At 73.3% G+C, this 25,947-nt stretch carries 22 protein-coding genes; 10 read left to right on the forward strand and 12 right to left on the reverse strand.

From position 1 onward, the window contains the following. The first annotated feature begins 4 nt into the window (after positions 1-4). From ACIBO1_RS11045 to ACIBO1_RS11060, 4 genes are all read left to right on the forward strand, one after another. Entirely contained in the window at positions 5-652 is a 648-nt protein-coding gene (locus ACIBO1_RS11045; RefSeq protein WP_396744008.1) for a septal ring lytic transglycosylase RlpA family protein, read from the forward strand. A gap of 98 nt (positions 653-750) precedes the next feature. Next, positions 751-1,878: a PP2C family protein-serine/threonine phosphatase gene (locus tag ACIBO1_RS11050; protein WP_396744011.1), complete on the forward strand. Its 1,128-nt coding sequence runs from the start codon at positions 751-753 to the stop codon at positions 1,876-1,878. 160 nt (positions 1,879-2,038) lie between these two features. Beyond that, a complete protein-coding gene (locus tag ACIBO1_RS11055) occupies positions 2,039-3,895 on the forward strand; it encodes an acyl-CoA dehydrogenase (RefSeq protein WP_396744014.1) in 1,857 nt (618 codons plus the stop codon). 586 nt (positions 3,896-4,481) lie between these two features. Next, on the forward strand, positions 4,482-4,751 hold the full coding sequence (locus tag ACIBO1_RS11060) for a DUF6458 family protein (RefSeq protein ID WP_221086904.1): 270 nt from the start codon (positions 4,482-4,484) through the stop codon (positions 4,749-4,751). A gap of 279 nt (positions 4,752-5,030) precedes the next feature. On the opposite strand, the gene ACIBO1_RS11065 is transcribed toward ACIBO1_RS11060, so the two are convergent. Then, the gene (locus ACIBO1_RS11065; protein WP_396744017.1) at positions 5,031-5,570 is read right to left on the reverse strand and encodes a SixA phosphatase family protein; all 540 of its coding nucleotides are present in this window, start codon (positions 5,568-5,570) and stop codon (positions 5,031-5,033) included. 114 nt (positions 5,571-5,684) lie between these two features. On the opposite strand from ACIBO1_RS11065, the gene ACIBO1_RS11070 reads away from it, so the two are divergent. After that, entirely contained in the window at positions 5,685-5,969 is a 285-nt protein-coding gene (locus ACIBO1_RS11070) for a DUF6458 family protein (protein ID WP_131051719.1), read from the forward strand. A gap of 122 nt (positions 5,970-6,091) precedes the next feature. Here the strand turns inward: ACIBO1_RS11070 and ACIBO1_RS11075 are convergent, their stop codons facing one another. Continuing rightward, positions 6,092-6,769 (reverse strand): hemolysin III family protein, encoded by a 678-nt coding sequence (locus ACIBO1_RS11075; RefSeq protein WP_396744020.1) that lies wholly within the window; start codon positions 6,767-6,769, stop codon positions 6,092-6,094. A gap of 481 nt (positions 6,770-7,250) precedes the next feature. On the opposite strand from ACIBO1_RS11075, the gene ACIBO1_RS11080 reads away from it, so the two are divergent. The 3 genes from ACIBO1_RS11080 to ACIBO1_RS11090 are packed head-to-tail and all read left to right on the forward strand — an operon-like array spanning position 7,251 to position 9,671. Then, positions 7,251-8,048 carry an allophanate hydrolase subunit 1 gene (locus ACIBO1_RS11080; protein ID WP_396744185.1) on the forward strand — a complete coding sequence of 266 codons (798 nt, stop codon included), beginning with the start codon at positions 7,251-7,253 and terminating at the stop codon, positions 8,046-8,048. Next, positions 8,045-8,938, forward strand: coding sequence for a biotin-dependent carboxyltransferase family protein (locus ACIBO1_RS11085; protein ID WP_396744023.1), 894 nt, complete (start codon positions 8,045-8,047; stop codon positions 8,936-8,938). The genes ACIBO1_RS11080 and ACIBO1_RS11085 overlap by 4 nt, the downstream gene beginning before the upstream one ends. Continuing rightward, positions 8,922-9,671 carry a LamB/YcsF family protein gene (locus tag ACIBO1_RS11090; RefSeq protein ID WP_396744026.1) on the forward strand — a complete coding sequence of 250 codons (750 nt, stop codon included), beginning with the start codon at positions 8,922-8,924 and terminating at the stop codon, positions 9,669-9,671. The genes ACIBO1_RS11085 and ACIBO1_RS11090 overlap by 17 nt, the downstream gene beginning before the upstream one ends. Positions 9,672-9,742: 71 nt before the next feature. On the opposite strand, the gene ACIBO1_RS11095 is transcribed toward ACIBO1_RS11090, so the two are convergent. The 8 genes from ACIBO1_RS11095 to ACIBO1_RS11130 all read right to left on the reverse strand — a co-directional run bounded on the left by ACIBO1_RS11095 (position 9,743) and on the right by ACIBO1_RS11130 (position 20,891). Beyond that, a complete protein-coding gene (locus ACIBO1_RS11095) occupies positions 9,743-11,578 on the reverse strand; it encodes an NHL domain-containing thioredoxin family protein (protein WP_396744029.1) in 1,836 nt (611 codons plus the stop codon). A gap of 119 nt (positions 11,579-11,697) precedes the next feature. Beyond that, on the reverse strand, positions 11,698-14,385 hold the full coding sequence (locus tag ACIBO1_RS11100) for a hypothetical protein (protein WP_396744032.1): 2,688 nt from the start codon (positions 14,383-14,385) through the stop codon (positions 11,698-11,700). Positions 14,386-14,726: 341 nt separating this feature from the next. Further along, positions 14,727-14,864, reverse strand: coding sequence for a hypothetical protein (locus ACIBO1_RS11105; RefSeq protein WP_162854370.1), 138 nt, complete (start codon positions 14,862-14,864; stop codon positions 14,727-14,729). Between the two features lie 212 nt (positions 14,865-15,076). Beyond that, on the reverse strand, positions 15,077-16,540 hold the full coding sequence (locus tag ACIBO1_RS11110; protein ID WP_396744188.1) for a dihydrolipoamide acetyltransferase family protein: 1,464 nt from the start codon (positions 16,538-16,540) through the stop codon (positions 15,077-15,079). A gap of 5 nt (positions 16,541-16,545) precedes the next feature. Then, positions 16,546-17,535: an alpha-ketoacid dehydrogenase subunit beta gene (locus ACIBO1_RS11115; RefSeq protein ID WP_396744035.1), complete on the reverse strand. Its 990-nt coding sequence runs from the start codon at positions 17,533-17,535 to the stop codon at positions 16,546-16,548. Next, positions 17,535-18,710, reverse strand: a complete 1,176-nt coding sequence (pdhA, locus tag ACIBO1_RS11120; protein ID WP_396744038.1) for a pyruvate dehydrogenase (acetyl-transferring) E1 component subunit alpha — start codon at positions 18,708-18,710, stop codon at positions 17,535-17,537. Before pdhA ends, ACIBO1_RS11115 begins: the two co-directional genes overlap by 1 nt. A 638-nt stretch (positions 18,711-19,348) precedes the next feature. Beyond that, positions 19,349-20,101 (reverse strand): hypothetical protein, encoded by a 753-nt coding sequence (locus ACIBO1_RS11125; protein WP_396744041.1) that lies wholly within the window; start codon positions 20,099-20,101, stop codon positions 19,349-19,351. Positions 20,102-20,186: 85 nt separating this feature from the next. Beyond that, on the reverse strand, positions 20,187-20,891 hold the full coding sequence (locus ACIBO1_RS11130) for an NUDIX domain-containing protein (RefSeq protein WP_396744044.1): 705 nt from the start codon (positions 20,889-20,891) through the stop codon (positions 20,187-20,189). Positions 20,892-20,965: 74 nt separating this feature from the next. Between ACIBO1_RS11130 and ACIBO1_RS11135 the strand changes: the two genes are divergently transcribed. After that, complete coding sequence (locus tag ACIBO1_RS11135) at positions 20,966-22,027, forward strand: SPFH domain-containing protein (protein ID WP_396744047.1); 1,062 nt, start codon at positions 20,966-20,968, stop codon at positions 22,025-22,027. Then, positions 22,024-22,965, forward strand: a complete 942-nt coding sequence (locus ACIBO1_RS11140; protein WP_396744050.1) for a hypothetical protein — start codon at positions 22,024-22,026, stop codon at positions 22,963-22,965. Before ACIBO1_RS11135 ends, ACIBO1_RS11140 begins: the two co-directional genes overlap by 4 nt. 5 nt (positions 22,966-22,970) lie before the next feature. Here ACIBO1_RS11140 and ACIBO1_RS11145 read toward each other — a convergent pair whose 3' ends face one another. After that, positions 22,971-24,191 carry a hypothetical protein gene (locus ACIBO1_RS11145; protein ID WP_396744053.1) on the reverse strand — a complete coding sequence of 407 codons (1,221 nt, stop codon included), beginning with the start codon at positions 24,189-24,191 and terminating at the stop codon, positions 22,971-22,973. A gap of 71 nt (positions 24,192-24,262) precedes the next feature. After that, on the reverse strand, positions 24,263-25,942 hold the full coding sequence (locus tag ACIBO1_RS11150) for a GTPase family protein (protein ID WP_396744055.1): 1,680 nt from the start codon (positions 25,940-25,942) through the stop codon (positions 24,263-24,265). Positions 25,943-25,947: the final 5 nt, after the last annotated feature.

Below are 25,947 nucleotides of genomic sequence, written 5' to 3' on the forward strand. Positions count from 1 at the left end.
GCCGGTGACTGGTAGGCACTCCCGTACCCGCAGGATCACCTCGCCGGCCGGGTTGACGGCCACGGCGGTGCTCGCCGTCGCGCTCGCCGTCGGCGGGACGGTCGGTGCGGTGCGCCTGGCCGGTGACTCGGAGCCGGCCCGCCCGACCGCGATCGACCTGCCGACCATCCCGGACGCCACCGACCCGGCGACCGGCTCGCCGAGCGCGTCGCCGAGCGCCAGCCCGAGCCCGAGCGCCAGCGCCTCACCGAGCGCCACGGCGAGCCCGACGCCGGTCCGGACCACGCAGGCGCCGTCGCGGAGCAAGACGCGTACGGCCAGCCCGACGCCGAAGCCGACGGCCACGAAGACGACCTCCCGTCCGGTGGTCGACACCGGCTCGTGCGGTGCCTCCTTCTATTGGCAGGGCCAGATGACCGCCAACGGCGAGACGTTCAACCCGGAGGCGATGACCGCCGCGCACAAGACCCTGCCGTTCGACACCCGGGTCCGCGTGACCAACCCCGCCAACGGCAAGTCGATCACCGTACGCATCAACGACCGTGGACCGTTCATCGAGGGGCGCTGCCTGGACCTGTCCCGTGCCGCGTTCGGCGAGATCGCCTCGCACGACCTCGGTCACATCCAGGTGCGCTACGAGGTGCTGGGCTGAGCACGTTCGGGCGGCGATCGGCGCGCGGGATGATCCTCGCGGCCAGATCATTCTCGTCCGACGGGTCAGGTTCATTTTTTCGTTCACGTCCATCGGGCATGCTGTCGGGTGTACGTACGCAACTCCTCCAGCCGGGCCGTGGCCGGCTGAGTCCCGGATCCCGCGCCGGCCTCGGCGCGGCCCTTGTCCTGCTCGCGCTCGTCTCCGCCGTGGAACTGGCCGACGGCCGGTCGGCGAACTACATCGCGCTGATGGTGGCCGCTCCGTTCCTGGCCGCCGCGCTGGCGTCCTGGCGGATCGTGCTCGGTGTCGGTGCCGCCGCCTCCGTGCTCGGCGCCTCGTTCGCGTTGGCCGAGGAGAACGTCTCGCTCTCCACCGCCGTCGCGGTGGCGGGCATCGCGCTGGGCACCGGGATCGCGGCGGCGGTGGCGGCGGTACGTCAACGACAGGCCGAGCAGATCGCCGAGTTGTCCAAGCTCGCCGCAGTGGCCCAGCAGGCGGTGCTGCGTCCGCTCGGTCCCCGGGTGGGCACGCTCGCGGTGGCCGGACGATACATCTCCTCCACCGCCAAGGCGGAGATCGGCGGCGACCTCTACGAGGCGATCGACACCCCGTACGGCGTACGCATGATCATCGGTGACGTACGCGGCAAGGGCCTGGAGGCGGTCCGGCTGGCCAGCATCGTGCTGGGCTCCTACCGGCACGTGGCGTACGAGCGGTCGGACCTGCGCGGGGTGGTCGCGGACCTGGACCGGGCGGTGGCCCGCAGCGTGGGTGACGAGGACTTCGTCACCGCCGCGCTGGTGGAGGAGCGGGGCGGCACGCTCACCATCGTCAACTGTGGACATCCGGCACCGCTGCTGCTGCGCCGGGGCGCGGTGATCCCGCTCGAACCGCCCGCGCCGGCACCGCCGCTGGGCTTCATGCCGGTGGTCCGGCCTCGCGTGGAGCGACTGGAGCCTGGTGACCGCCTGCTGCTGTTCACCGACGGGCTCGGCGAGGCCCGTCGGGACGGCGAGTTCTTCCCCACCGCCGACCGGGCCTGGCGGCTGCTCGGGCACGGCACGGTCGGCGACGGTCTGGCCTCGCTGGAGACCGCCCTGGTGGAGTGGGTGCACGGCCGGCTGGACGACGACATCGCGCTGGTCCTGATGGAGTACACGGGCTCGCCGGGTGGGGCGACTGCCGCGGTGCCGAGCTGGGAGGTCGGGGCGGCCGAGGGCTGACCCGAGCTGACCCGGAGACCGGTCGGTGGCGGCTGACCGGAACCTGAACGGCAAGTGTGTAATCCCTGTCACTTAGGTATGTGGGTTGTCGCTGCCTACCCGTCAGTAATAGAGTCTGGGGTTACTGATCGGTAACACGTCCGGAAGCGGGGCCAGCGACATGACCCACTACAAGAGCAACCTTCGGGACCTCGAGTTCAACCTGTTCGAGGTGTTCGGGGCGGACCGGTCGTTCGGCCAGGAGCCGTACTCCGAGCTCGACGTCGACACGGCGCGGAGCTTCCTCGCCGAGATGGACCGCCTGGCCCGCGAAGACCTTGCCGCCAGCTACACCGACGGTGACCGCAACCCGCCGGTCTTCGACCCGGCCAGCCACACCGCGCCGCTGCCGGAGTCGTTCAAGAAGTCGTACCAGGCGTTCATGGACTCCGAGTTCTGGCGGCTGGACCTCCCCCCGGAGCTGGGCGGCACCAACGCCCCCCGGGCGCTGTGGTGGGCGCTCGCCGAGCTGGTGCTCGGCTCGAACGCCCCGGTCTGGATGTACGCCTCCGGCCCGTCCTTCGCGCACGTGCTGCACGTCGAGGGCACCGAGCAGCAGAAGAAGTGGGCCAAGCTCTTCATCGACCGTCAGTGGGGCTCCACGATGGTGCTCACCGAGCCGGACGCCGGCTCGGACGTGGGCGCCGGTCGCGCGCGGGCCATCCCCCAGCCGGACGGCTCGTGGCACATCGAAGGCGTCAAGCGCTTCATCACCTCTGGTGAGCACGACCTGAGCGACAACATCGTCCACTACGTCCTGGCCCGCCCGGTCGGCGTGGAGGGCGTGGGTGGCCCCGGCACCAAGGGCCTGTCGCTGTTCGTCGTCCCGAACTATTTCTTCGACGAGGACAGCGGCGAGCTGGGCGAGCGCAACGGCGTCTTCGCCACCAACGTCGAGCACAAGATGGGCCTCAAGGTCTCCAACACCTGCGAGCTGACCTTCGGCGAGCACGGCGTACCGGCCAAGGGCTGGCTGCTGGGCGAGAAGCACGACGGCATCCGGCAGATGTTCATGATCATCGAGTACGCCCGGATGCTGGTCGGCACCAAGGCGATCGCCACCCTCTCCACCGGCTACCTGAACGCCCTGGAGTACGCCAAGAACCGGGTGCAGGGCGCCGACCTGGTCCAGCAGACCGACAAGAGCGCTCCCCGCGTCACCATCACCCACCACCCGGACGTCCGCCGGTCGCTGCTGCTGCAGAAGTCGTACGCCGAGGGTCTGCGCGCCCTGGTGCTCTACACCGCCTCCTGGCAGGACAAGATCGCCCTCGCCGAGGCGGCCGGTGACGAGAAGGCCACCAAGCTGGCGAAGCGGGTCAACGACCTGCTGCTGCCGCTGGTCAAGGGCGTCGGCTCGGAGCGGGCGTACGAGATGCTCGGGCACGAGTCGTTGCAGACCTTCGGTGGCTCCGGCTTCCTCCAGGACTACCCGCTGGAGCAGTACGTCCGGGACGCCAAGATCGACACCCTGTACGAGGGCACCACCGCCATCCAGAGCCTCGACCTGATCTTCCGGAAGATCGTCCGGGACAACGGCAAGGCGCTGATGGCGGTCGCCGGGGAGATCCAGGAGTTCATCACCACCGAGGCCGGCAACGGTCAGCTCAAGGAGGAGCGGCAGGCGCTCGGCAAGGCGCTCGCCGAGATCCAGAACATGATCGGTGTGATGACCGGCTGGCTGGGCGAGGCGCAGGGCGGCGACGCCCGGTCCCTCTACAAGGTGGGGCTGAGCAGCCGCCGGTTCCTGCTGGCGCTCGGCGACGTGGTGGTCGGCTGGCTGCTGCAGAAGCAGGCGGACGTGGCGCTGAAGGCGCTGGCCGGCGAGGTCTCCGCGACCGACAAGGCGTTCTACACCGGCAAGGTGGCCGCCGCCCGGTTCTTCGCCCGCGAGGTGCTGCCCCGCGTCGGCGCGGACCGGCGCATCGTCGAGGGCACCGACCTGGACATCATGGACATCCCGGAGGAGGCGTTCTGATCGGCCTGGTCGACACCGCGCGGTGACGTCGTCCGCGCTGTCTGGTGCAGCCGGTGGGGCATATGCCCCACCGGCTGTTGCTTTTTCGCGGTGGGGGCCCTTCGCGGTGTCAGGTTTCAGGTGTCCCGGGCCGATGACTTGGTCACAGCGGATAAAAGCCCCACATGTTCGGTGGGCGGCATGGGTTTCGATGGACTTGCCAGGGAGGTGGGGGGGGGGGGGGGGGGGGGGGGGGGGGGGGGGGGGGGGGGGGGGGGGGGGGGGGGGGGCGGCCGCCCGCCCCCCCCCCCCGGGCCGGGCGCCCTGCCCCGGCACGACCTGGGGGGGGGCCCCCCCCCCCCCCCCCCCCCCCCCCCCCCCCCCCCCCCCCCCCCCCCCCCGGCCCCCCCCCCCCCCCCCCCCCCCCCCCCCCCCCCCCCCCCCCCCCCCCACCTCCTATACCGGAAGCTTCGGAACGGGCCGGGATCACCGGACCACCGCGTCGTGTTCGCCGGTCGACGGCGCGGGTAACCCCGCGCCGGACGGGTAACCGTCGCTCACCAGTCCGAGTACGCCCAGAGCAACCGCACGGGGGAGTGCCGCGCACATGGGCATTGGTAGTGGAATCTTCCTGATCGCGATCGGCGCGATCCTGACGTTCGCCATCAGGGCCAACGTCTGGTGGGTCGACCTGCGGGCGGTCGGCTGGGTCTTCATCCTGGCCGGGCTGACCGTACTGCTCACCACGCTCTGGTTCTGGCAGGACCGCCGCAAGCGGGCCCGGACCCTGATCGTGGAGGAGAACCGGCTCTCCCATCCGACCGCGATGATGCCGCCGCCTCCCGATCCGCCACCGCCGACCGCGCCGCCGAGCTGATCCGTCCGCCGCCGACCGCGCCGCCAGCGTCGACGTCGCCGAGCTGATCTGCTCCGGGGCGGTGTCGCCGCGCTGGTTCGGCCCGGTCGGTGTCGTTGTGCCCGATCCGGCTCGGAGCGGTGTCGTTGTGCCTGATCCGGTCCAGGGCGGTGTCGTTGTGCCTGATCCGGTCCAGGGCGGTGTCGTTGTGCCCGACCCGGTCCAAGGCGGTGTCGCCGCGCTGATCCGGACCGTCGGCGGCACCTCGGTAGTGATGGGGCCGGTGTCGCCCCGGCCCGGTCAGCCGCGTGCGGTGTGTCGGACGTCGATCGGGGCCGTACCGCGTCCCAGCTCCGCCCAGGGCACCGTGGGCCGGTGCCGCACCAGGTCACTGGTGCGCAGCCCGTCCGGGTCGGCACCCTGTGGATCGAGCGACTCGGACAGCAGCGAGATGCCGGGGTTGTGGGCGATCAGCAGGACCGTGCCGATGGCCGGCTCGACCCGGCGCAGCAGCGTCAGCAAGTCCTCCGGGTGTGCCTCGTACGCGTCGGGTTCGTAGCGGACGATCGGGAACGGTCCGGCCGGTCCGCCCTCCGGCGGCGAGCCGGTCATGCCCATCTCGACGTGGTGCCAGGTCTGCCGCGTCCGCAGCGCGGCGGAGCAGATCACCAACTCCGGCAGCAGCCCGTGCCGGGCGAGCCAGAAGCCGGCGGCCGCCGCGTCGGCACGTCCTCGCGCACTCAGCGGCCGCTCGATGTCCGGGCCGTCCGCCGTGGGCTGTTCGGCCTTGGCGTGCCGTAGCAGCACGAGCGTGCGTGGCTGTCCCGAGGCGTCCGTCATGCCACCAGCTTGCCCGATTGGCGATCTCCGTGCCGGGGTATGTCCCTCGATGCCGCAACCTCATCCATGGCCGCGGCGGAGTGGAATGCAGCTTCGAGCCGAGGAGACGACGACATGGGCATCGGTGGCAGTATCTTCCTGATCGCGCTGGGCGCGATCTTCGCGTTCGCCGTGGAGGCGGACCTCGGTTGGCTCAACCTGAGCGTCGTCGGCTGGGTGCTGATGCTCGCCGGTGTGGCCGGGCTGCTCGTCACCCTCTATTTCTGGAACTCGCGGCGTCGTCCGGTCGTCGCTCCCGTGCGCGAGGAGCGGGTGGTCGCCGAGCGCGCCGTTCCCGTGCAGGACAACCGGGTGGTGCAGGAGTACCGCGAGGTGCGCCGACCCGACCCGATGGTCTGACCCCTCCGAGACGCAACCGGGGTGGCGGGAACGATCCGCCACCCCGTTGTCGTGCCACCCGCGTCCGCTCTGCTGTCCGCGTTCGTCGTGCCAGCCGCGTCCGTCGTGCCGCCCGCGTCTGCTCAGGCGAACAGCGCGAAGTAGATCGCGATGTGGTGACAGATCGCCGCGACCAGCGTGCAGGCGTGAAAGAACTCGTGATGACCGAAGACCGTGGGCCACGGGTTCGGCCGGCGCAGCGCGTAGAAGACCGCGCCGACGGTGTAGATGCCACCGCCCACGGCCAGCAGCACCAGGGCGGTGACCCCGCCGTGGCGCAGGATGTCCGGCAGCATTCCCACGGACACCCAGCCGAGTGCCAGATAGAGCGGAGCGGAGAGCCACCGTGACGCGTGCGGCCAGATCAGCTTCAGCGCCACCCCGCCCAGGGCCCCGCCCCAGACCAGCGAGAGCATGATCACGGAGGCGCGGGTCTCCAGCAACAAAACGCAGAACGGTGTGTACGTACCGGCGATGAACAAGAAGATCATCGAGTGGTCCATCCGGCGCATCACCTGGTACCCGCGTGTCGACCACACTCGACGGTGATAGAGCGCGCTGGTGCCGAAGAGGCCGCAGATGGTGAGGCTGTAGACGGCGGTGCTGATCAGGGGTGTCCAGCCGGGGCGGGCGGCGGCGATCGAGCAGAGCACGATGCCGCAGATCAGTGCGACGAAGAACGCGTACGTGTGCAGCCAGCCGCGCATCCGGGGTTTCCCGATGTCGACCGGCTTGAGCCGGGGCCGTGCTGAGGTGGTCACGGAATCAGGTTACGACACCGTAGGTTACCTTCGGGTAGTGCAACGCGTCACGCCGTCCGACCAGCAGTCGACGCACCGGTGGGCGGCCGTCGGCCAGGATGGCGACATGCGGATCAGACCGGTCGGCGCGCACGCCCTCCTGCTCGACCTCACCCCACCGCCGACACCCCGACCCGACGTCACCCCGGCCCCGAGCAGCGATGCCGACAACGGTTCCCCGGCCGGTGGCTTGCCTTCCGGCGGTTCCCCGACCGACGGCTCTCCGAGGGCCGCTTCCCCGGCTGGCGGTTCTCCGGCGGACAATTCCCCGAGGAGGGCTTTGAACGACGGCTCTCCGACGGGCAGTTCCCCGAGGGGCGGTTCTTCGGCGGAGGGTTCCCCGACGGGCGGTTCCCCGATGGGCGGTTCCCTGAGTGGCGGTTCTTCGGCGGAGGGCTCCCCGGCGGGCGGCTCACCGACCGGTGGCGGGACGGTCGCCGGGCTGGTCGAGGCGTGGCGAGCCGAGCTGTGGCGTCGCCGCGAGGAGGGTGACCTGGTCGCCGACGAGATCGTCCCGGCCGCCACAACCGTCCTGCTCGACGGCGTGCCGGACCTGGCGGCAACCGCCACCCGCATAGCCGACTGGACCCCCACCCTCCGACCCGCGCCCGAGCCTGACCCCGAGCCCAGCGCGGACTGCCCCACTTCACCCCGTCGATCATGGAGTTGTGGCTGCGACAAAGGGCCACACAACGACACAAATTCCCGACCACAACTCCATGATCGACGCGATGAACCCGCGACGGAGCACGAGCCCGCGACGGAGCACGAGACCGCGACGGAGGCTGCGGCGCTGGGGTCTTCGGTGGGGGCCGGGACAGGGGCCGGGACAAGAGGAAGGGCGGGGTGGGGCGGTGGTGGTGGGCTGGTCGAGGTGCCGGTCAGCTTCGACGGGGAGGATCTGCCGCGAGTCGCCGAACTCTGGCGGGTGGACGTACCGGCGGTGGTGCGTCGGCTGCGGGACACCGAGTTCCGGGTGGCGTTCTGCGGCTTCGCGCCCGGCTTCGGGTACCTGACCGGGCTGCCCGCTGAACTGGCGGTGCCCCGGCTGGCCACTCCCCGTGCCCGGGTGCCGGCTGGCTCGGTCGGGTTGGCCGGGCCGTACGCCGGGATCTATCCGACCGCCTCGCCCGGCGGCTGGCTGCTGGTCGGACGGACCGGGCTGACCCTGTTCGACGTGACGGCGGAGCCGCCCGCGCTGCTCACGCCCGGTACCCGCGTCCGGCTGGTGCCGGCGTGACCGGCGGAACGGCCCGTGGTCCGCAGCGCGCCGGGGCGGCGACCGTCGAGGTGCTGCGGGCTGGGGCGTTGACCACGGTGCAGGACCAGGGACGCGTCGGCTGGGCGCATCTCGGGGTGCCGCGTGCCGGTGCGCTCGACCCGGCGGCGTTGCGGCTGGCCAACCGCCTGGTCGGCAATCCGGAGTCGGCGGCCGGACTGGAGATCACCCTGACCGGCTGCGACCTGCGGATGAACCGGGCCGCCACGGTCGCGGTGGTGGGCGCCGAGGCCGACGTGTGGATCGGTACGCGGCCCGGCGACACCGGTCGTCCGCTGGCCGTACCGGGCGGGACGGTGCTCCGGATAGGTCCCGCCCGACGGGGTCTGCGCTGCTGGTTGGCGGTGGCTGGCGGCATCGCGGTGGACCCGGTGCTGGGCAGCCGGTCCACGGACACACTCGCCGGGCTCGGACCGGCACCGCTGCGCGACGGCGATCTGCTGCCGCTCGGTGTCGTGCCCGGTCCGCCCGCGCCCGTCGACCTCACCGTGCCGCCGCCGTTCCCGGCGGAGGTGCACCTGACGGTGCGGCTCGGTCCACGGCAGGACTGGTTCACTCCGGCCGCGCTGGACCGGCTGCTCGGCACGGCGTACCAGGTGAGTCCGTTGAGCAACCGGGTCGGCGCGCGACTGTCCGGCGCGCCGCTGCCCCGCGCGGTGGCCGGTGAACTGCCCAGCGAGGGCATCGTTCTCGGCGCGGTGCAGGTGCCGGCGGACGGCCAACCGCTGGTCTTTCTCGCCGACCATCCCACCACCGGCGGCTATCCGGTCATCGCGGTGGTGGACGACGTGACCCCGCTCGCGCAGGCCCGTCCAGGCACTACGGTCAGATTTCATGGACCTGAACGCTGACCTCGGTGAGGGATTCGGTATCTGGCCGCTCGGCGACGACGAGGCCCTGCTTGATTTGATCACCTCCGCCAACGTCGCCTGCGGCTTTCACGCCGGGGACGCGCCCACGATGCGTCGGGTCTGTGCCACGGCGGCGCAGCGGGGAGTGGCGATCGGTGCGCAGGTCGGCTACCGGGACCTCGCCGGATTCGGCCGGCGGGCCATCGCGTACGAATTCGCCGAGCTGCGGGACGAAGTGCTCTATCAGCTCGGCGCGCTCAACGCGTTCTGCCGGGCGTACCGCACCCGGGTCCGCTACCTCAAGCCGCACGGGGCGCTCTATCACGCGGCGGCGTGCGAGGAGATGCCGGCGGCGGCGATCGTCGCGGCGGTCGACGACTTCGACCGGGACCTACCGCTGCTCTGCCCGCCCGGTTCGGTGCTGGCCCAGCTCGCCCAGGGTGCCGGGATGCGCGTGGTGGCCGAGGGGTTCGCCGACCGCAACTATCTTCCCAACGGTCGGCTGGTGCCGCGTACCTCGCCCGACGCGCTGGTCAGCGGCCCTCAGGAGGTGGCGAACCGGGCGGTGCGGATGGCCACCGAGCGGGCGGTGACGGCCGTCGACGGGAGCGTGATCCCGTGTGTCGTCGAGTCGATCTGCCTGCACGGCGACAGCCCCGGCGCGGTGGCCGCCGCAGAACTCGTCCGCGCCGCCCTGATCGACGCCGGAGTGACGCCGACCGCGTTCAGCTGAGTAGATGTTAGGAGGGGTCCCCTGCTATACCGCAGGCGTTAGCAGGGGACCCCTCCTTTCACTTACACCGGTCAGCCGGCGTCCATGCCGCGCAGCACCAGCGGGAGGCGGGTCCCACCGTCGGCGACCACGCGTACCGGCACTCCCCAGTCCTGCCGGGTCAGGTGACAGGCAGCGTGCTCGACGTCCGCGTCACAGGTGGCCGCCTGGGCGGTCACCTGGAGCACGCCGTCGGTCACCGAACCGTCGATCACCAGTCGGCGGGACAGGTCGGTGCCGGTGCCCGCCCCCTCCAGCAGCAGCTCCGGCGGGGACGCGGAGACCACCAGGCGGGTCGACGGGCCGTACGTCTCGTCCAGCTTCTGCCCCGGCGCGGGAGTGAAGACGACGTCCAGCACGACCTCCCCGGCGGCCAGGTCGGTGGGCTTGCGCTCGGTGCGGTGCCGGGGGCCGTCGACGGTGTCCGCGCCGGCCGCCGAGAGCGCACCGGGGGCCAACCGGGTGATCCGGTGCGCGGACGACTCCACCACCAGCACCGCACCGTCGGGCGTGAGCACCAGGTCGCTCGGTTCGCCGAGTTCGGTGGCCACCGTGGAGACCCGCTCGGTCGCGGGGTCGTAGCGGCGTACCGCGCCGTTGTAGGTGTCGGCGATCAGCACCGACCCGTCGGGCAGCGCGCAGACGCCGAGCGGGTGCTGGAGCAGCGCCTGCGCCGCCGGCCCGTCCACGTGACCGAAGTCGAACAACCCCTGACCCACGGCGGTACGCAGGACGCCGTTCTCGACGTACCGGACGGCGCTGGTCTCGCTGTCGGCCACCCAGAGGCGGGTGCCGTCGGCGGAGACCGAGAGCCCGGACGGCTGGGCCAGCCACGCCTCGTCCAGCGGCCCGTCCCGCAGCGCCTCCACGGTGGTGCCGGCGTACATCCCGGCGGTGCGCTTGATCGGGTCGAACCACCAGAGCTGGTGGATGCCGGCCATCGCGATGACGATGCGGTCGTCGTACCAGGCGAGGTCCCAGGGAGAGGAGAGGTCGATCGAGAGGGCGTCGTGCGCGTGGTCGTCGACCGTGGAACGCCACTGACGGCCGGCGCCGGCCACGGTGACCACCTCGCCGGTGGCCAGCCGTACGCCGCGCAGCAGGTGGTTGACGGTGTCGGCGACGACCAGGTCGTAACCGGCGACCTCGGCGACGTGCTCGGGCAGCAGGCACAGGCCCTGCGGCTCGGAGAAGGTGGCGGCCTCGGCCGGTCCGTCGCCCCGGCCCCGGCTGCCGGTGCCGATGGTGCGGACCACCGTCTCGCCGTCGTCGGCCAGCTCGACCACCCGGTGCCGGGCCGAGTCCGACACCAGCAGGCCGCCGTCGGGCAGGGCCACCGCCTTGCCGGGGAAGCGCAGTGTCGTCCGTGGCTCGGCCGGCGGCACGTACGGGCCGTCGCCCCGCCGCAGGGTGCCCTTGGCCTCGTGGGTGGTGACCAGCTCGTCGATCAGTCGGGCCAGCCCTTCGGCGTGACCCTCACCGGCCATCGTGGCCACCACGTACCCCTCCGGGTCGACCACGGCGAGGGTCGGCCAGGCGCGGGCCGCGTACTGCTGCCACATGTCCAGCTCGGGGTCGTCGAGCACCGGGTGGTGCACGCCGTACCGCTCGACGGCGGCGGCCAGAGCGTCCGGGTCCTTCTCGTGCTCGAACTTGGGCGAGTGCACGCCGATCACGACGAGGACGTCGGCGTACTTCTCTTCGAGCGGCCGCAGCTCGTCGAGCACGTGCAGGCAGTTGATGCAGCAGAAGGTCCAGAAGTCCAGGACGGTGATGCGACCCCGCAGATCCGCCAGACGCAGGTCCTTGCCACCGGTGTTCAACCAGGCCCGACCCCGGAGCTCGGGTGCTCGTACGCGTGCACTCATGCACCCCATCGTGCCCTACCGGCGGGCACCGACCGGCCGGACCTCGATGCCCGTGTGCTGCGGGTACGAACACCGAGGGCGGGACACGGTGACCGTGCCCCGCCCTCGGTGTGACGTGATCAGCTCTCGGTTGCCGGCTTCAGGCAGAGGAACGGGTTCGACGAGACGCCCCGGAGCTCCACCAGCGGCATCGCCGGGTCGGGGCAGCTGTCCCGGGTCTCGACCTTGGACACCACGGTGAAGGCGTCGGCCTCGTCACAGTTGGCGGACACCGCACTGTTGCCGGACCGCTTGACGCAGGAGCCGACCGCCGGGTCGAAGGCACCTGCCTCGTTCGATCCACCGATCTTGCCGAGGAGCAGCAGCAGACCGAGCGGGATGGCCAGGATGAGCACTGCGGCGACCAGCACCGCGGCGAGGACCCGACCGTTGCGGACCTTCGGCGCCGGAGCCTCCGGAGCCGGTTCGGCCACCGGCTTGAAGGAGTCGAAGCGACCCTGCTCCGGATCGGACGGCCCGGAGCCGGTGCCGGCGTTCGCGCCCCACGCCGGCGGCGACTGCCCCGGCGGCGGGAACGCCGCGGTGTGGTCGGCGCCCGGCTCGGGACGCTTGGCACCGTAGGTGCCGCCCGGACGCTCGGACGGCCCACCGAAGGGCTCACCACCCGGAGCTCCGAAGCGGTCACCGCCGGGCGGAGCGCCGAACGGGTCGTTGCTGGGCGGAGCGCCGAAAGGGTCGTTGCCGGGGCCACCGAAGCGGTCACCGGGTGCGCCACCGAAGGAGGGGGCAGCACCCGGACCGCCGAACGGGTCGCCACCGGGGTGCCCGCCGAAGCGGTCGCCGCCGGGCGGGCCACCGAAGCCGTCGCCACCCGGAGGGCCGCCGAAGCCGTCACCGCCGTGCGGGCCGCCGAACGGGTCGGCGGGACGCTCGGGCTCCGGGTGCGGCTTGGTGCCGTTGACCGGGCGGTTGGTCGGCGGCGAGTCGGCGAAGGAAGGCATCCCGGCCGGGAAGGCCGGCGGTGCCACCGGGGAGCCGGGAGCAGCCGACCCGGAGTAGACGCCCGGCCCGCCGGCCGGCGGCTCGCGGTCGGTGAAGTGCGGCTCCGGGCTCTGGTCGAACCGGGGTACCGGCGGCTCGTCCCGCTCCGGAGTCGACTCGCCGGACTCGGGGCGGGCGGGGCGGCCGTACACCCGCGACTGCGCAGCGGGCGGCCCGGCGGGGTGTGCCGAGTGGTCGGCGGGCGGCGTCACCCGGCTGGCCAGCGGCACCGACGCGCTCGCGGAGACCCCGCCGGCGGCGGCCGTCGGCGGGACGGCCCGGCCGGCCTCGGGGCTGGTGCGGGGCGCGGGGATGACCGGGGCGGCCGAGGCCTGCGGGTCGTCGTGCCGTGGCTCGGGCTGTCCCCAGGCCATGCCACCGCCCGGCTGGTCGCCGGGGTGGTTGGCGGGCCCGGACTGGTCGGTGCCGTACGCCGGTGGCTGGCCGTAGTCGGCGGGCGGCCCGGCGGCCAGGCTGGCACCGGGCACCCGCTGCTCCTGCGGCGGCAACGGCACCTTGTTGCTCGGCGAGATGCCGGGGGCCGGCGCGGGCTGGTAGATCGGGGTGTCCCCGGACCGACCCGCTGCGGGGTCGACGTCGGCCCGACCGGAGTCCGCAGCGCCGCTGCTGCCCCACGCCTCACCGGGCGCCCACGGCTCCACGTCGGTCAGTCCGGGCCGGTCGGCGGCGGTACGCGAGGGCAGCGGCTCTCCGCCGGGTGCCCAGGTCGGGGGCGGACCGGCGTCGGCGGGTCGGGCCGATCCGGTGGCGGGCTCGGACGGGGCCCACGCCGGGGCGGACTGCTCCTGGGACGGCGTCGACCACTGCGGCCGCTCCTCGGCCGCCGCACGGGCGCTCGCCCAGTCGGCCGGTGCGTCCGGCTGCGGGGTGGCCCAGTCGGGCTGCGGCGGGCGGTCACCGCTCTGCTGCCAGCTCTCGGCCTGCTGGTCGCCGGGCCAGCCGGGGGCGGGCTCGCGCTGCTGGCCAGTGGCCCAGGCGGGCTGGTCCTGCTGCTCGGGCTGCCACGCGCCGGGTCGGCCCGGCTCGTCGACGCCGGGCTGGTGCGGTGCCGGGGGCGGCGGCACCTGCGCGGTGGCCCGTGCCGGCGGCTCGGCGCGTACCGGTGCCGGCGGGTCGGCCGGCGCCCACTCGGGCTGGGCCGGCTCGGGCGGGGACGCCGTGGCGGCCCAGCCAGGGGTGTGATCGTCGTCTCGTGGTGCGGTGGCCCACTCCGGCTGCTGTCCGCCACCCCAGCCGTTGGTCGGGCCGGACGTCGGCTGACCGGAGGTCGGTTGCGCGGTGGCCCAGTCGGGCTGCCCGGACGTGGGCTGGTGGGGCGTCCACTCCGGCTGCTGCGGAGCGTCCGATGTGGTGGGGGTGCCCCAGGTCGGGTTCTGCTGTCCGCCGGTGGCCCAGGCGGGCTGGTCCGGAGTGGACTGCGCGGGGGGCGTCGCCCAGGCCGGTGGGGCCTGGTCGGCCTGGCCCGGCCACTGCTGCGCAGGAGACTGGTCCCAATTGCCGGGGGGCGGGGCGTCCGCCTGTCGGGTCGCCTGCGCGCTGCCCCACTGGGCACCCTGCTGGTTCGCCCAGGAGGGTGCGGGTGCGTCGGGTCGCGCGGGCGGTGGGGGAGCCCAGCCGAGGTCGGGGGCGGTTGCGGTGTACCCGCCGTCCGGCTGAGCCGATCGGTCGCCGTATGGCGCCGGTCCGCCGCCCGGCGGCACCTCGTCCGGCTCCTGGCCGGGGCGGTGCGGGCCCTCGGACGTCATGTGTACGCCTCCTCCATCACATGTCGGCCGCCGTCGCCGATGGTCTCGGCAGGGCAGCCGGCGGTGCCGGCGTACCGGCCGTGCCGGCTCCCCGCACCGTATACCGGTGGCCGCCGATGGGCTCCCGGGGAGCGTCAGTCGTCACCGTCCGTCGCCGATCGGTGTCGAGGTGCTTCTATCGCCTCGACCACTCTCGGCCGTGGACGACGACCGTGCCCCACCGTACCGGGCGCTGCGGCGGGGCGGTATCCCGGTGTCAATGGCCGGTGGAACGCCGACGCCCCGCCCGGGGTGCCCGGGCGGGGCGTCGATCTGGAGGAGGTGATTAACGTCGTGTGGCGTCAGTGCATGTGACGCTGGGCGATGACGAGGATCTCGTCACGGACCGCCGGCGAGTTGGCGGAGCGCAGGGCCCGCTCGATGGCGCGGGCGCGGCGGCTGGCGTCGCGGCGGCTACGGATTCGCTCGATCATGCTCATGGGGGTTCTCCTCCTGCTATTCGGTTGTCGGCCCCTCGATGTCTCTATTCAACCGCAAGCAGGGCGGAACATCCAGCGATTATTAGGTGAGCTGAGCCACCAGCCTACGAATCATAGGTCGACTGCCTCCTGTGAAGAGGGTTTCGTCAACCAACGGCAACGGCCGGTGTGCCGGGCGTTCACCCGTGGCACACCGGCCGTCGTGGAGCGGATCAGGTCCAGGCGAGCAGCGCCGCCTCCGGGTCGGCGAGGAAGTCGCCGATGTCGCGCAGGAACTTCGAGCCCAGCTCACCGTCGATGATGCGGTGGTCGAAGGAGAGGCCGAGCGTGGTGACCAGGCGTGGCTTGACCTTGCCCTTGTGCACCCAGGGCATCTCCCGGACCGCGCCGAAGGCCAGGATCGCCGACTCGCCCGGCGGCAGGATCGGCGTACCGGTGTCCACCCCGAACACTCCGACGTTGGTGATGGTCAGGGTGCCGCCGGACATGTCGGCCGGCGAGGTCTTCCCGGCCTTGGCGGTCTGCACCAGGTCGGTCAACGCGTCGGCCAGCTCGCGCAGCGTGAGTCGACCGGCGTCCTTGACGTTCGGCACGATCAGGCCCCGCTCGGTGGCCGCCGCGATACCGAGGTTGACGTACTCCTTGACGACGATCTCGTCACCGGCCCACGTCGAGTTGACCATCGGGTGACGCTTGACCGCCAGCAGCATCGCCTTGGCGACCAGCAGCAACGGCGAGACGCGTACGTCCCGCCACTCCCGCCGACCGCGCAGCCGTTCCAGCGCCTTCATCGCCCGGGTCACGTCCACGGTCAGGAACTCCGTGACGTGCGGGGCGGTGAAAGCGGACCGGGACATGTTCTCGGCGGTGAGCTTGCGTACCCCCTTGACCGGGATGCGCTGCTCGCGGTCGGCGCCGAAGCTCGCCGCCGCCGGAGTCGAGGCGGTGACCGTGAGCGGCTCCGCCGCCGGGGTCGCCGCCCGCTGCACGTCCTCCCGGGTGATCGAGCCCGACGGCCCGGACCCGGTCAGCGTGCCCAGGTCCACGCCGAGATCCTTGGCGAGCTTGCGTACCGGCGGCTTGGCCAGCACCGCGCCCGCGAGTCGGCCGTTGCCGTTGACCGCCGGGGCGGGCGCGACCGGTGCGACCGGAGCCGCAGCGGGCGTGACCGGAGCCGGGGCGGGCGTGACTGCGGCGGTGGCCTGGGCCGGGACGGCGCCCTTGCGGGGACGGCGCTTCGCCGTGGTGGTCCGTGGGCCGTAGCCGACCAGGACAGCGGTCCGGCCACCCGGTGCCGGGCCGCCGATCAGGCCCGGCTCCACCGCACCCTCGGCCGGCGCCACCTCGACGGCGGCCAACGAGGCCGCCGAGGGAGTGGGCAGGTCACCGGCGGGCGCGCCGGTCGTCGAGGACTCGACTGGCCCGGCGCCCGGGTCGGTGTCGATCGCGATGATCGGCGTACCGACCTCGACCGTGGTGCCCTCCGGGTGGAAGATCGCGTGCACCTGACCGGCCCACTTCGCCGGGATCTCCACCGCTGCCTTGGCGGTCTCCACCTCGACGATCGGCTGGTTCAGTTCGATGGTGTCGCCCACCTTGACCAGCCAGCCGAGGATCTCGCCCTCGGTCAGGCCCTCGCCCAGGTCGGGCAGGTTGAACTCCTTGATCCGGGACATGCCGCTCACCAGCCGAAGGAGCGGTCGACGGCGTCGAGCACCCGGTCGAGGTCGGGCAGGTACTCCTCCTCCACCCGGGCCGCCGGGTAGGGGGTGTCGAAGCCGGTCACCCGCAGCACCGGGGACTCCAGTGAGTAGAAGCACTCCTCGGTGATCCGGGCCGCGATCTCCGCGCCGAGGCCCACGTTGGACGGTGCCTCGTGCACCACCACCGCGCGGCCGGTGCGCCGCACCGACTCGTAGACCACGCCGAGGTCCAGCGGGGAGAGCGTGCGCAGGTCGATGACCTCCAGCTCACGGCCGTCCTCGGCGGCGGCGGTCGCCGCGTCCAGGCAGGTCCGGACCATCGGGCCGTACGCGAGCAGGGTGACGTCGCTGCCGGCCCGCACCACCCGCGCCGAGTGCAGCGGGTACGCCTCGGACAGCGGGGCGTCCAGGTCGACCTGCCCCTTCTCCCAGTAGCGCCGCTTCGGCTCCAGGAACACGATCGGATCGTCCGAGGCGACCGCCTGCTGGATCATCACGTACGCGTCCTGCGGGCTGGCGCAGGAGACGACCTTCAGCCCGGCGGTGTGCGCGAAGTACGCCTCGGGCGACTCCGAGTGGTGCTCCACCGCGCCGATGCCGCCGCCGAACGGGATCCGGATCACCATCGGGATGTTGAGCTTGCCGCGCGAGCGGTAGTGCATCTTCGCCACCTGCGACACGATCTGGTCGTACGCGGGGTAGACGAAGCCGTCGAACTGGATCTCGCAGACCGGGCGGTAGCCGCGGATGGCCAGACCGACCGCGGTGCCGATGATGCCCGACTCGGCCAACGGGGTGTCGATCACCCGCTGGTCGCCGAAGTCCTTCTGCAGGCCGTCGGTGATCCGGAAGACGCCGCCGAGCTTGCCGACGTCCTCGCCCATGATGACGACCTTCGGGTCGTTCTCCAGGGCGCGACGCAGACCGGTGTTGAGGGCCTTGCCGAGGGTGAGCGTCTCCGTGGCCATCAGTGCGCGCTCCCCTCGAACGACTCCAGGTACCGGCTGAACTCCGCTCGCTGCTCGTCCAGCAGCGGCGACCCGTTGGGGTAGACGTGGTCGAAGAGCGTGGTGGGCTCCGGGTTCGGCATGGCCAGCACCCGCTCCCGCAGGTCCACGGCCTCGCGGCGGGCCTGCTCGTCGACCTCGGTGAAGAAGCCGGCGTCGGCGATCTTCTCGCGCTCCAGGAACGCCTTCACCCGGGCGATCGGGTCCTTGGCCTGCCAGGCCTCGACCTCGCTGGCGATCCGGTAGCGGGTCGGGTCGTCGGAGGTGGTGTGCGCCCCCATCCGGTACGTGTACGCCTCGATCAGGCTCGGGCCCTGCCCGTGCCGGGCGTTGTCCAGCGCGTGCCGGGTCACCGCGTACGTGGCCAGCACGTCGTTGCCGTCCACCCGGATGCCGGGGAAGCCGAAGCCGGCGGCGCGGCGGTAGAGGGGGATGCGGGTCTGCCGCTCCAGCGGCTCGGAGATGGCGTACTGGTTGTTCTGGCAGAAGAACACCAGCGGGGCGTTGAACACGCCGGCCCAGACGAACGACTCGTTGACGTCGCCCTGGCTGGTGGCGCCGTCACCGAAGTACGCGATGACCGCCTCGCCGTCGTCGGTGCCGGTCTTGCCGTCCATCGCGACGCCCATGGCGTACCCGGTCGCGTGCAGGGTCTGCGCCCCGATGACGATCGTGTACATGTTGAACTTGAACTCGTTCGGGTCCCAACCGCCCTGGTCGACCCCGCGGAACAGGCCCAGCGGCATGATCGGGTCGATGCCCCGGCAATAGAGCACGCCGTGCTCGCGGTAGGTGGGGAACGCCATGTCCTGGGTCCGCAGCGCCCGGCCGGAACCGACCTGGGCCGCCTCCTGGCCGAGCAGGCTCGCCCAGATGCCCAGCTCGCCCTGCCGTTGCAGGGCGGTCGCCTCGGCGTCCAGCTTCCGCACCAGCACGAGGTCGCGATAGAGGCCGCGGTACTCCTCGTCGGTGAAGTCGACGCGGTACTCGACGCCGTCCGGGCCGGTCACGCTGTCGACGCGCGCACCCTCGGGGGTGAGCAGTTGTACGAGTTCCGGGTCGCCGGTCGCGGCTTTCCTGGATCGGGGTGCGGCTCGCCGGCCGCGGGGGCCGGCCCCGGGGTCGCCCTTTGCCATCCGTCTCTCCCTGTCGTGTCTGCGTCGGCACCGGGGGGTCACCCGGCCGCGCGACTCGTGCGCCCGCCCCGGCTGGTGCCGGGATCGGTTCCTGGCGGCCACGCATAGCCCCGGTGGGGGTTGCCGCGCGGCGTGAGCCGGATTCTTGGCCGAACCCGGTTCGGGAGCGCCGACGCCCAGTCGCGCCTACCGCGTGGGTGCGCGGAGGTCCCGGCTGCGCTGCCGTCGTGACTCCATATTCGCATCAGAGGTGAGCCGTCCCACACTCCACCTGCCCCGCGTCCCAGGATGGGCCCGGTTCGTTACCTGAAATACCGGAGTGCGGGGTCGTGCGACGCGCGACCGATCCGGTGATGGTTTGCCACCATTCGGCCAGATAAGCGTGTCGACACGCGGTGTGGGGTTGGCCGACGCAGAGTCACTGAACCACGCTGGTCGGGCGGGCCCCCGAACCAGCTCAGGCGGTCCGCCGGGGCCGCGTCGACGGCACCGGTCAGGGTCGACGACGAGGAGTGCGCGGTGTCCGAACCAGGTGAGGGTCCCGGGGGGCCGTTCCTCGGCCGACACCGGGCACCCGGCGGCTATCGCCGGGTGGTGGGCGCCCACCGTGCCGCGCGTACCGCCACGCCGTCGCGGGGCTACCTGCTGACCGTGGCGCTGCTCGCCGGTACGGCCTCGATGCCGGTGCTGGCCGCGATCAGCACCGGGTCGGCGACGGTCGGCAGCACCGCCCTGCCGGGCAGCAGTACGCCGCCGTTCATCCCGACGCCCTCGGTCGGCCCGGTGGTGATTCCGCCGCCGCCCGGCGGTATCCCGACGTCCGTGGCGCCCGCGCCGCCGTCGGTCGGCCCGGCCGTGCCGCCCGCCGACCCCGGGCCGGAGCGGCGTCCGATGCCGGCCGCCCTGCCGTACGCGCCGCCGCCGGGCCACCGCCCGGAGCCGCCGGCCCCGCTGCCCGCGCCCCGGCCGCCCGCCACCACGCCGGCCCCGGTGCCCATCCCGACGCCGAGCCGTACGCCGAGGCCCACCCCCTCGCCGAGTCCGTCGCCGCCGACCGCCTCGCCCTCGCCGTCGCCCTCGCCGACCGATCCGCCCTCCTCCCCGACGGCGTCGGTCGACCCGAGCATCTCCACCGACCCGGGCACCACGCCGGACCCGTCGGAGTCCACCGGCCCGACCGCCTCGACCGATCCGACCACCTCGGACGGACCGACGGAGACGGGTGACCCGCCGTCGGGCGGCCCGACCACATCGGGTGACCCGGCCGATCCGACCGACCCGCCGTCCAGCCTCCTGCCTGGGCCGGTGCTGCCGCCGTCCGACGGCAACGGCCACGCCCGGTCGCGCGCCCGGTTCCGGGTGCGGAAGCGGGGGTGTGCGTCGGAGTCCACCGGGCCCGCGTCCGAGCGTTGAGGGCCGCCTGAACGGCCGGAGCCACGCGCGCACAAGCCGGCGGAGCGCTGCGGGTCCGGTGCTTCAGCCCTCGCTCGGGCGCGGTGGGTCGGGCCGCAGCATCGGTGGGTGCAGGATCACGGCCGGTCCGCGCCGGAACAGTTGTGCCGGTCGACCCCGTTCGCCCTCGGTGGAGCGGCCGACCGGGTCCAGGAAGCCCGGTGTGCTGGTCACCTTGCGGTGGAAGTTGCGCGGGTCGAGGGACGTCCCCCAGACCGTCTCGTAGACCGCCCGGAGCTGGGCCACCGTGAACTCGGGCGGGCAGAACGCGGCGGCCAACGGGGTGTACTCCAGTTTGGCCCGGGCCCGTTCCAGGCCGTCGGCCAGGATCCGCTCGTGGTCGAAGGCGAGCTGACCGGGGACCAGCCGCGCCAGCGGGAGCCAGTCGGCCGAGGCGGCGTCCGTACCGGCCACCGGGTTGGCCTGGTCGGGCAGGAGCGCCAGCCAGGCCACGGTGACGACCCGGCCGCGCGGGTCCCGGTCGGGACGGCCGTACGTGCCGAGTTGCTCCAGGTGCCCGGCCGGCTCGGCCAGGCCGGTCTCCTCGGCCAACTCCCGGGTGGCGGCGGCGGCCAGGTCCTCGTCGATCCCGACGAACCCGCCGGGCAGCGCCCACCTGTCCAGGTACGGCTCGATGCCGCGCCGGACCAGCAGGACGCAGAGCTGCTCCGCGCGCACGGTCAGCACGACCAGGTCGACGGTCACCGCGAACGGCGGGTACTCGGTCATCTCTTTATCACCACCTTGACGACAAAGTAGCAGACCCTTTATCGTCATAGAGACGACAAAGGGAGGCGAGAGTCATGGCCGACGTGACGAGGCGACTGTTCCTGCGCCACCTGCGTGGCACTCCGACCAGTTGGGTGCGCCTGCACGTGGGTGGCCGGATCCGTCGCGAGGGAGTGGGCCAGTCGTTCTGGTACCGCCCACTGCGCGCCGTGCTCAGCGAGGTGCCGGTGGACGACCGCGAGCTGCCGCTGCTCTTCCACGCCCGCACCGGCGACTTCGCCGACATCACCGTGCAGGCCACCGTCACCTACCGCGTCGCCGACCCGGCGCTGGCCGCCGGTCGGCTCGACTTCTCGGTCGACCCGCGCACCGGCAAGGCCCGGGCCCGCCCGCTGGACCAGGTGGCCACCCTGCTGGCCGAGCTGGCCCAGCAGCCCGCGCTCGACCTGCTCGCCCGGGTGCCGCTGGCCGAGGCGCTGACCACCGTCGCGCCGGTCCGCGAGGCGGTCTCCGACGCGCTGGCCACCGAGGCCCGGCTGGCCGACATCGGGGTGGCCGTGGTCAGCGCCCGGGTGGTGGCGATCCGGCCCGAGCCGGAGCTGGAACGCGCCCTGCAGACCCCCACCCGGGAGGCGGTGCAGGTCCAGGCCGACCGGGCCACGTACGCCCGTCGGGCGCAGGCCGTCGAGCAGGAACGCGCGATCGCCGAGAACGAACTCCAGAACAAGATCGAGCTGGCCCGGCGTGAGCAGCAACTCGTCGAGCAACACGGGGCGAACACCCACCGCCGGGCCGAGCTGGAGGCCGCCGCCGAACTGGCCGCCGCCCAGGGCCGGGCCGAGCGGGACAAGGTGACCGACGCCGCTGCCGCCGACCGGGCTCGGGTGCTCGCCGCCGCCGAGGCCGAGAAGGACCGGATGCTGGCCGCCGCGAAGGCCGAGGGCGTACGCGCCGTCGGGCACGCCGAGGCCGAAGCGGAGGCGGCCCGCCTGGCCGCGTACGCGGAGCTGCCGCCGGAGGTGCTGCGGGCCCTGACCGTCCGGGAACTCGCCGGTCAGTTGCCGCAGATCGGCCAGCTCACCGTCACGCCGGACATGCTGACCGACCTGCTCGGTCGGCTGGCACCCGGCCGATGAGCGCCGACCGGGGCCCCGACGGGTGGGCCGGGCCGGGGCTGGCCCCCCGCGTGGTGGTGGTCAGCCGGCGCAGCGAGCTGGACGAGCTGCTGGCCCGGCACGGCACCCGGGCCGCCGCCGAGTGGTACCTGGCCGCCCGGGGACGGTCGCTGACCGAGGTGATCGACCGGCACGAGGCACTGGCGGCGGCGCTGACCACCGTCGGCGCCGCCGTGCCGGCGGACTGGCGACGCGGCGCGGTGGACCGCGACGACCTGCCGCGCTTCCTGTTCGCGCCGGAGGACGTCGTGGTCGCCGTCGGGCCGGACGGTCTGGTCGCGAACGTGGCGAAGTACCTGACCGGGCAGCCGGTGATCGGGGTCGACCCGGAGCCGGGCCGCAACGCCGGAGTGCTGGTTCGGCACCGGGCGGACGGGCTGGCCGCGCTGCTGCCGGCGGTGGCGGCGCAGCGCGCGACGACCCGATCCCGGGCGATGGTCCGCGCCGCCCTGGACGACGGGCAGGAACTCCTCGGCCTCAACGAGGTGTACGTCGGCCACGCCTCGCACCAGTCCGCCCGCTATCTGCTCTCGGTGCCGGTCGACGGGCGGGAGCGCCGGGAACGGCACTCCTCCTCCGGCGTGGTGGTGGGCAGCGGTACGGGGGCGACCGGCTGGTGCGCGTCCATCGCGCGGGACCGTCCGGGGGCGCCGCGCCCACCCGCGCCGGAGGAGGCGGCCCTGTGCTGGTTCGTCCGGGAGGCGTGGCCGTCCCCGGTGACCGGGGTGAGTCTCACCGCCGGCCGCCTCGACGACGGCGACCGGCTGGAGTTGACCGCCGAGTCCGACGGCCTGGTGGTCTTCGCCGACGGGCTGGAGGCCGACCGGCTCACGCTCGACTGGGGGCAGCGCCTCACCGTCGACGTCGCACCCCGCCGACTCACCCTGGTCGAGCCGTGACGCGGTCAGCCGTCGTCGGCGAGGCGGTGCCGGTTGGCCTCGATCCAGGCGTCCAGGGCGGCCGGGTCGTCCGGGTCGACGCCGTCGGCCATCAACTGGGCGACGGCGGCGGTCGCCGGGCTGCGCCGCTCACCGGTGGCGTAGAGCCGGACGAACTCCGGCACCATCTCCTCGATCCCGGTGTCCGTCGCGGACACCGCCGACGCCGGCAGTCCCCGCTTGCGGGCCGCGTACGCGGTGAACGCGCGCAACACCCGGGGCAGCATCGCCGCGTCGTCCATGTCCAGTACGGCCCGGCGGTGCACCCAGTCGAGCAGGAACAGCCCGGCCACGGTGGGGCTCCACCGCAGCGGGTCGGTGTCCGGGAAGGTGGCCGCATGGTCGAGCAGCAGGCCCAGGCAGAAGTGCAGGGAAGCGAGATCCCCGCCGTCGATGCTGTCCAGCCCGGCCCGCGCCGCCTCGGGCGAGGCCAGGAAACGTCGGATCAGGTCGGACCGCTCGGTCTCCGTGAGCGGTTCGTCGTCCGGCCGGTCCGATGCCGACGGTGTGGCCGGTAGCAGCGCCAACCGGGCCCCGACCAGGGCGCGGTCGGTGGCCAGCGAGCCCGCGCCCGGCAACTGCCCCAGGCGGTCGGTCACCGCCAGGTGGCGGCCCACCTCGTCACGCATCCGGGCCGGGTCCTCCTCCCGGAACCAGGTCAGCTCGTCGTCGGCGCAGAGTTGCCGGACCTGGTCGAGGATCCGGGCGGCCGGCCCGCCGACGAAGACGTCCTTGGTGATGCCGATGTTGTGGTCGACCAGGGCCACCAGCGCGTGCTCCGGCCCGCCGGTGGCGTCGTCGTAGGCGAAGGTGGCCAGGTAGGAGGTCTGGTCGCCGTACACGTCGCCGTACGCCCAAGCGCCGGTGAGGTGCACCTTGCCGAGCTGCCCGGACCAGGCCGGTGCGGTGGCGCCGGGGCGTACCCGGTCGGCGCCGGTGGCGTCCGGGACCAGAGCGGCGAAGACCGCGCGGACGGTGGTCGCCGCGGCGGTCCGCCGTCGCGAGGTGGCGGCGAGGAAGCCGCCCACGAACTCGCGGATCGCCGTCTCCCGGTCGGTCTCCGCCACCTCGTAGACGCTGCCCAGCAGTGCCGCGCCGAGCATCTCCGCGTCCAGCGCCGTCTCGAGCTTGGTCACGTCGCGAGCGGCGTGCAGCACCGCGTCGTAAGGGGTCTGTGGCGTGGCCATGACCCGACACTACGCCGCCGGTCACGCGGTCATGTGCCGAGCCAACCGACCGGCGTGGCCCCGACCGAGGCTCAGCGGTGCCGGGCGACCTCCAGCACGGTCCGGGCGTCGGCGTGCGCGGCGATCACGGCTCGCACCGGTGACAGCACGTACTCGTCGCCGACCTGGCCCATCGCCCTGGTCAGCCGGTCCTCGGCCCGACGGCGCGCGCGGCGGGCGGCCCACCGGCTGATCGGCCGGGTCAGGGCGGCCAGCATCAGCCCGGACAGCAAGCCGCCGAGCAGCAGCAGCGTCGGCACCGGCACCGCGCCGACCATCGGATGCTCCAACTCGGGCAGCCCCAGGATCCGCAGCGCGTAGCCCAGGAACAGCCAGCCCAACCCGGCCACCGCAGCGATGGTCACCACCCACTGCAATCCGCCGACCAGGCGCCACCAGGTGCGGGGACGGTGCAGTCCCAGGTCGGTGCCGGCGAGCGCGCGGTCCAGCGCGTCCGGCAGGTCGGCGAGGCGCGAGCGGGCCGCCGCGCTCACCGCCGCCGGCCAGGCGCTCGGCAGTCCCTCACCGGCCCGCTCCGCCACCGTACGCAGCGCCAGGGCCAGCGCCGACTTGTCGGCCGCACCGGGCTCGGGTACGGACGTCGCGGCGGCCAGGACCTGCTCGGGGTCGTCGGCACCGGGTTGCGGACCGGTCAGGTGCAGTCGGCGCAGCGGATCGGGGCGCAGCCGCCGCCAGAACCGCACCAGCGGCCAGCCGGTGCGCGACGCGGCCCGGTGCCGGTACGCCTGCTCGACCGCACTGAGCACGGTCGGCACCCCGGCCACCGCGCTCAACGCACGGTCCAGCTTGGCCACTGCGGGATCGTCGGCGGCGAGGGCCGACCGGGGTGCCCCGACCATGCCGTCCAACGTGTCCACGACCGCGTCCAGGTCGCCGGTGAGGCGGCGCAGTGCCGCCTGCCGTTCGGCGACCGTGCGTTCCAACTCCGTCCGCAGCACCTCGTGGCCGCTCGGGTCGACGATCGTGGTGGCCAGCAGCGGCACGCCGTCCAGTCCGTCCGCGTCGAGCAGTCGGCGCAGGTCGGCCAGCACCCGGGGCACCTCGGCGGGGGGCAACCGGTCGGCCTGGTTGAGCACGACCAGGGTGACGTCCCGGTGCCGCTGGAACTCGCGCAGGTAGGCGGCGTGCACCACCCGGTCGGCGTACTTCTCCGGGTCGACCACCCAGATCACCAGGTCGACCAGGCCGAGCAGCCGGTCCACCTCCAGGCGGTGCGCGTGCTGCACCGAGTCGAAGTCCGGCAGGTCGAGCAGGATCAGCCCGTGCAGGGTGGACTCGTCGTCGCCGTCGAGCAGGCTCTCCCGGACGAACCGGTGCTTGGGCAGCACGCCGAGCCAGTCGAGCAACCGGGCGCCGCCGTCGAGCGGGCCCCACACGCAGGCGTGGGTCACGCCGGTGGTGGGGCGGCGTACCCCGACCGGCGACAGGTTCCTGCCGGCCATCGCGTTGAACAGGCTCGACTTGCCACTGCCGGTGGCACCGGCCAGCGCGACGACGGTGTGGTCGCGGGAGAGCGACAACCGGGTGCCGGCCCGTTCCACCAGGGTGCGCGCCGGGCTCAGCGGGGTGTCGGGAAGGTATCCGTCGACGAGGCCGAGGAAGCGGTGCACCGCCTCCAACCGGGCCACCAACTGGTCCGCGTCCACCCGTCCGTCGCTGATCCGCAACGCCTCGCGGAGGCGTCCCCCCATGCCCA

Source organism: Micromonospora sp. NPDC049903 (assembly GCF_044460945.1).
Lineage (GTDB): Bacteria > Actinomycetota > Actinomycetes > Mycobacteriales > Micromonosporaceae > Micromonospora.

Coding starts and splice junctions, on each gene's coding strand:
- ACIBO1_RS11050 (WP_396744011.1), top strand. CDS start 751: ATGCTGTCGGGTGTACGTACGCAACTCCTCCAGCCGGGCCGTGGCCGG.
- ACIBO1_RS11055 (WP_396744014.1), top strand. CDS start 2,039: ATGACCCACTACAAGAGCAACCTTCGGGACCTCGAGTTCAACCTGTTC.
- ACIBO1_RS11060 (WP_221086904.1), top strand. CDS start 4,482: ATGGGCATTGGTAGTGGAATCTTCCTGATCGCGATCGGCGCGATCCTG.
- ACIBO1_RS11065 (WP_396744017.1), bottom strand. CDS start 5,570: ATGACGGACGCCTCGGGACAGCCACGCACGCTCGTGCTGCTACGGCAC.
- ACIBO1_RS11070 (WP_131051719.1), top strand. CDS start 5,685: ATGGGCATCGGTGGCAGTATCTTCCTGATCGCGCTGGGCGCGATCTTC.
- ACIBO1_RS11090 (WP_396744026.1), top strand. CDS start 8,922: ATGGACCTGAACGCTGACCTCGGTGAGGGATTCGGTATCTGGCCGCTC.
- ACIBO1_RS11095 (WP_396744029.1), bottom strand. CDS start 11,578: ATGAGTGCACGCGTACGAGCACCCGAGCTCCGGGGTCGGGCCTGGTTG.
- ACIBO1_RS11100 (WP_396744032.1), bottom strand. CDS start 14,385: ATGACGTCCGAGGGCCCGCACCGCCCCGGCCAGGAGCCGGACGAGGTG.
- ACIBO1_RS11105 (WP_162854370.1), bottom strand. CDS start 14,864: ATGAGCATGATCGAGCGAATCCGTAGCCGCCGCGACGCCAGCCGCCGC.
- ACIBO1_RS11110 (WP_396744188.1), bottom strand. CDS start 16,540: ATGTCCCGGATCAAGGAGTTCAACCTGCCCGACCTGGGCGAGGGCCTG.
- ACIBO1_RS11115 (WP_396744035.1), bottom strand. CDS start 17,535: ATGGCCACGGAGACGCTCACCCTCGGCAAGGCCCTCAACACCGGTCTG.
- pdhA (WP_396744038.1), bottom strand. CDS start 18,710: ATGGCAAAGGGCGACCCCGGGGCCGGCCCCCGCGGCCGGCGAGCCGCA.
- ACIBO1_RS11130 (WP_396744044.1), bottom strand. CDS start 20,891: ATGACCGAGTACCCGCCGTTCGCGGTGACCGTCGACCTGGTCGTGCTG.
- ACIBO1_RS11135 (WP_396744047.1), top strand. CDS start 20,966: ATGGCCGACGTGACGAGGCGACTGTTCCTGCGCCACCTGCGTGGCACT.
- ACIBO1_RS11140 (WP_396744050.1), top strand. CDS start 22,024: ATGAGCGCCGACCGGGGCCCCGACGGGTGGGCCGGGCCGGGGCTGGCC.
- ACIBO1_RS11145 (WP_396744053.1), bottom strand. CDS start 24,191: ATGGCCACGCCACAGACCCCTTACGACGCGGTGCTGCACGCCGCTCGC.
- ACIBO1_RS11150 (WP_396744055.1), bottom strand. CDS start 25,942: ATGGGGGGACGCCTCCGCGAGGCGTTGCGGATCAGCGACGGACGGGTG.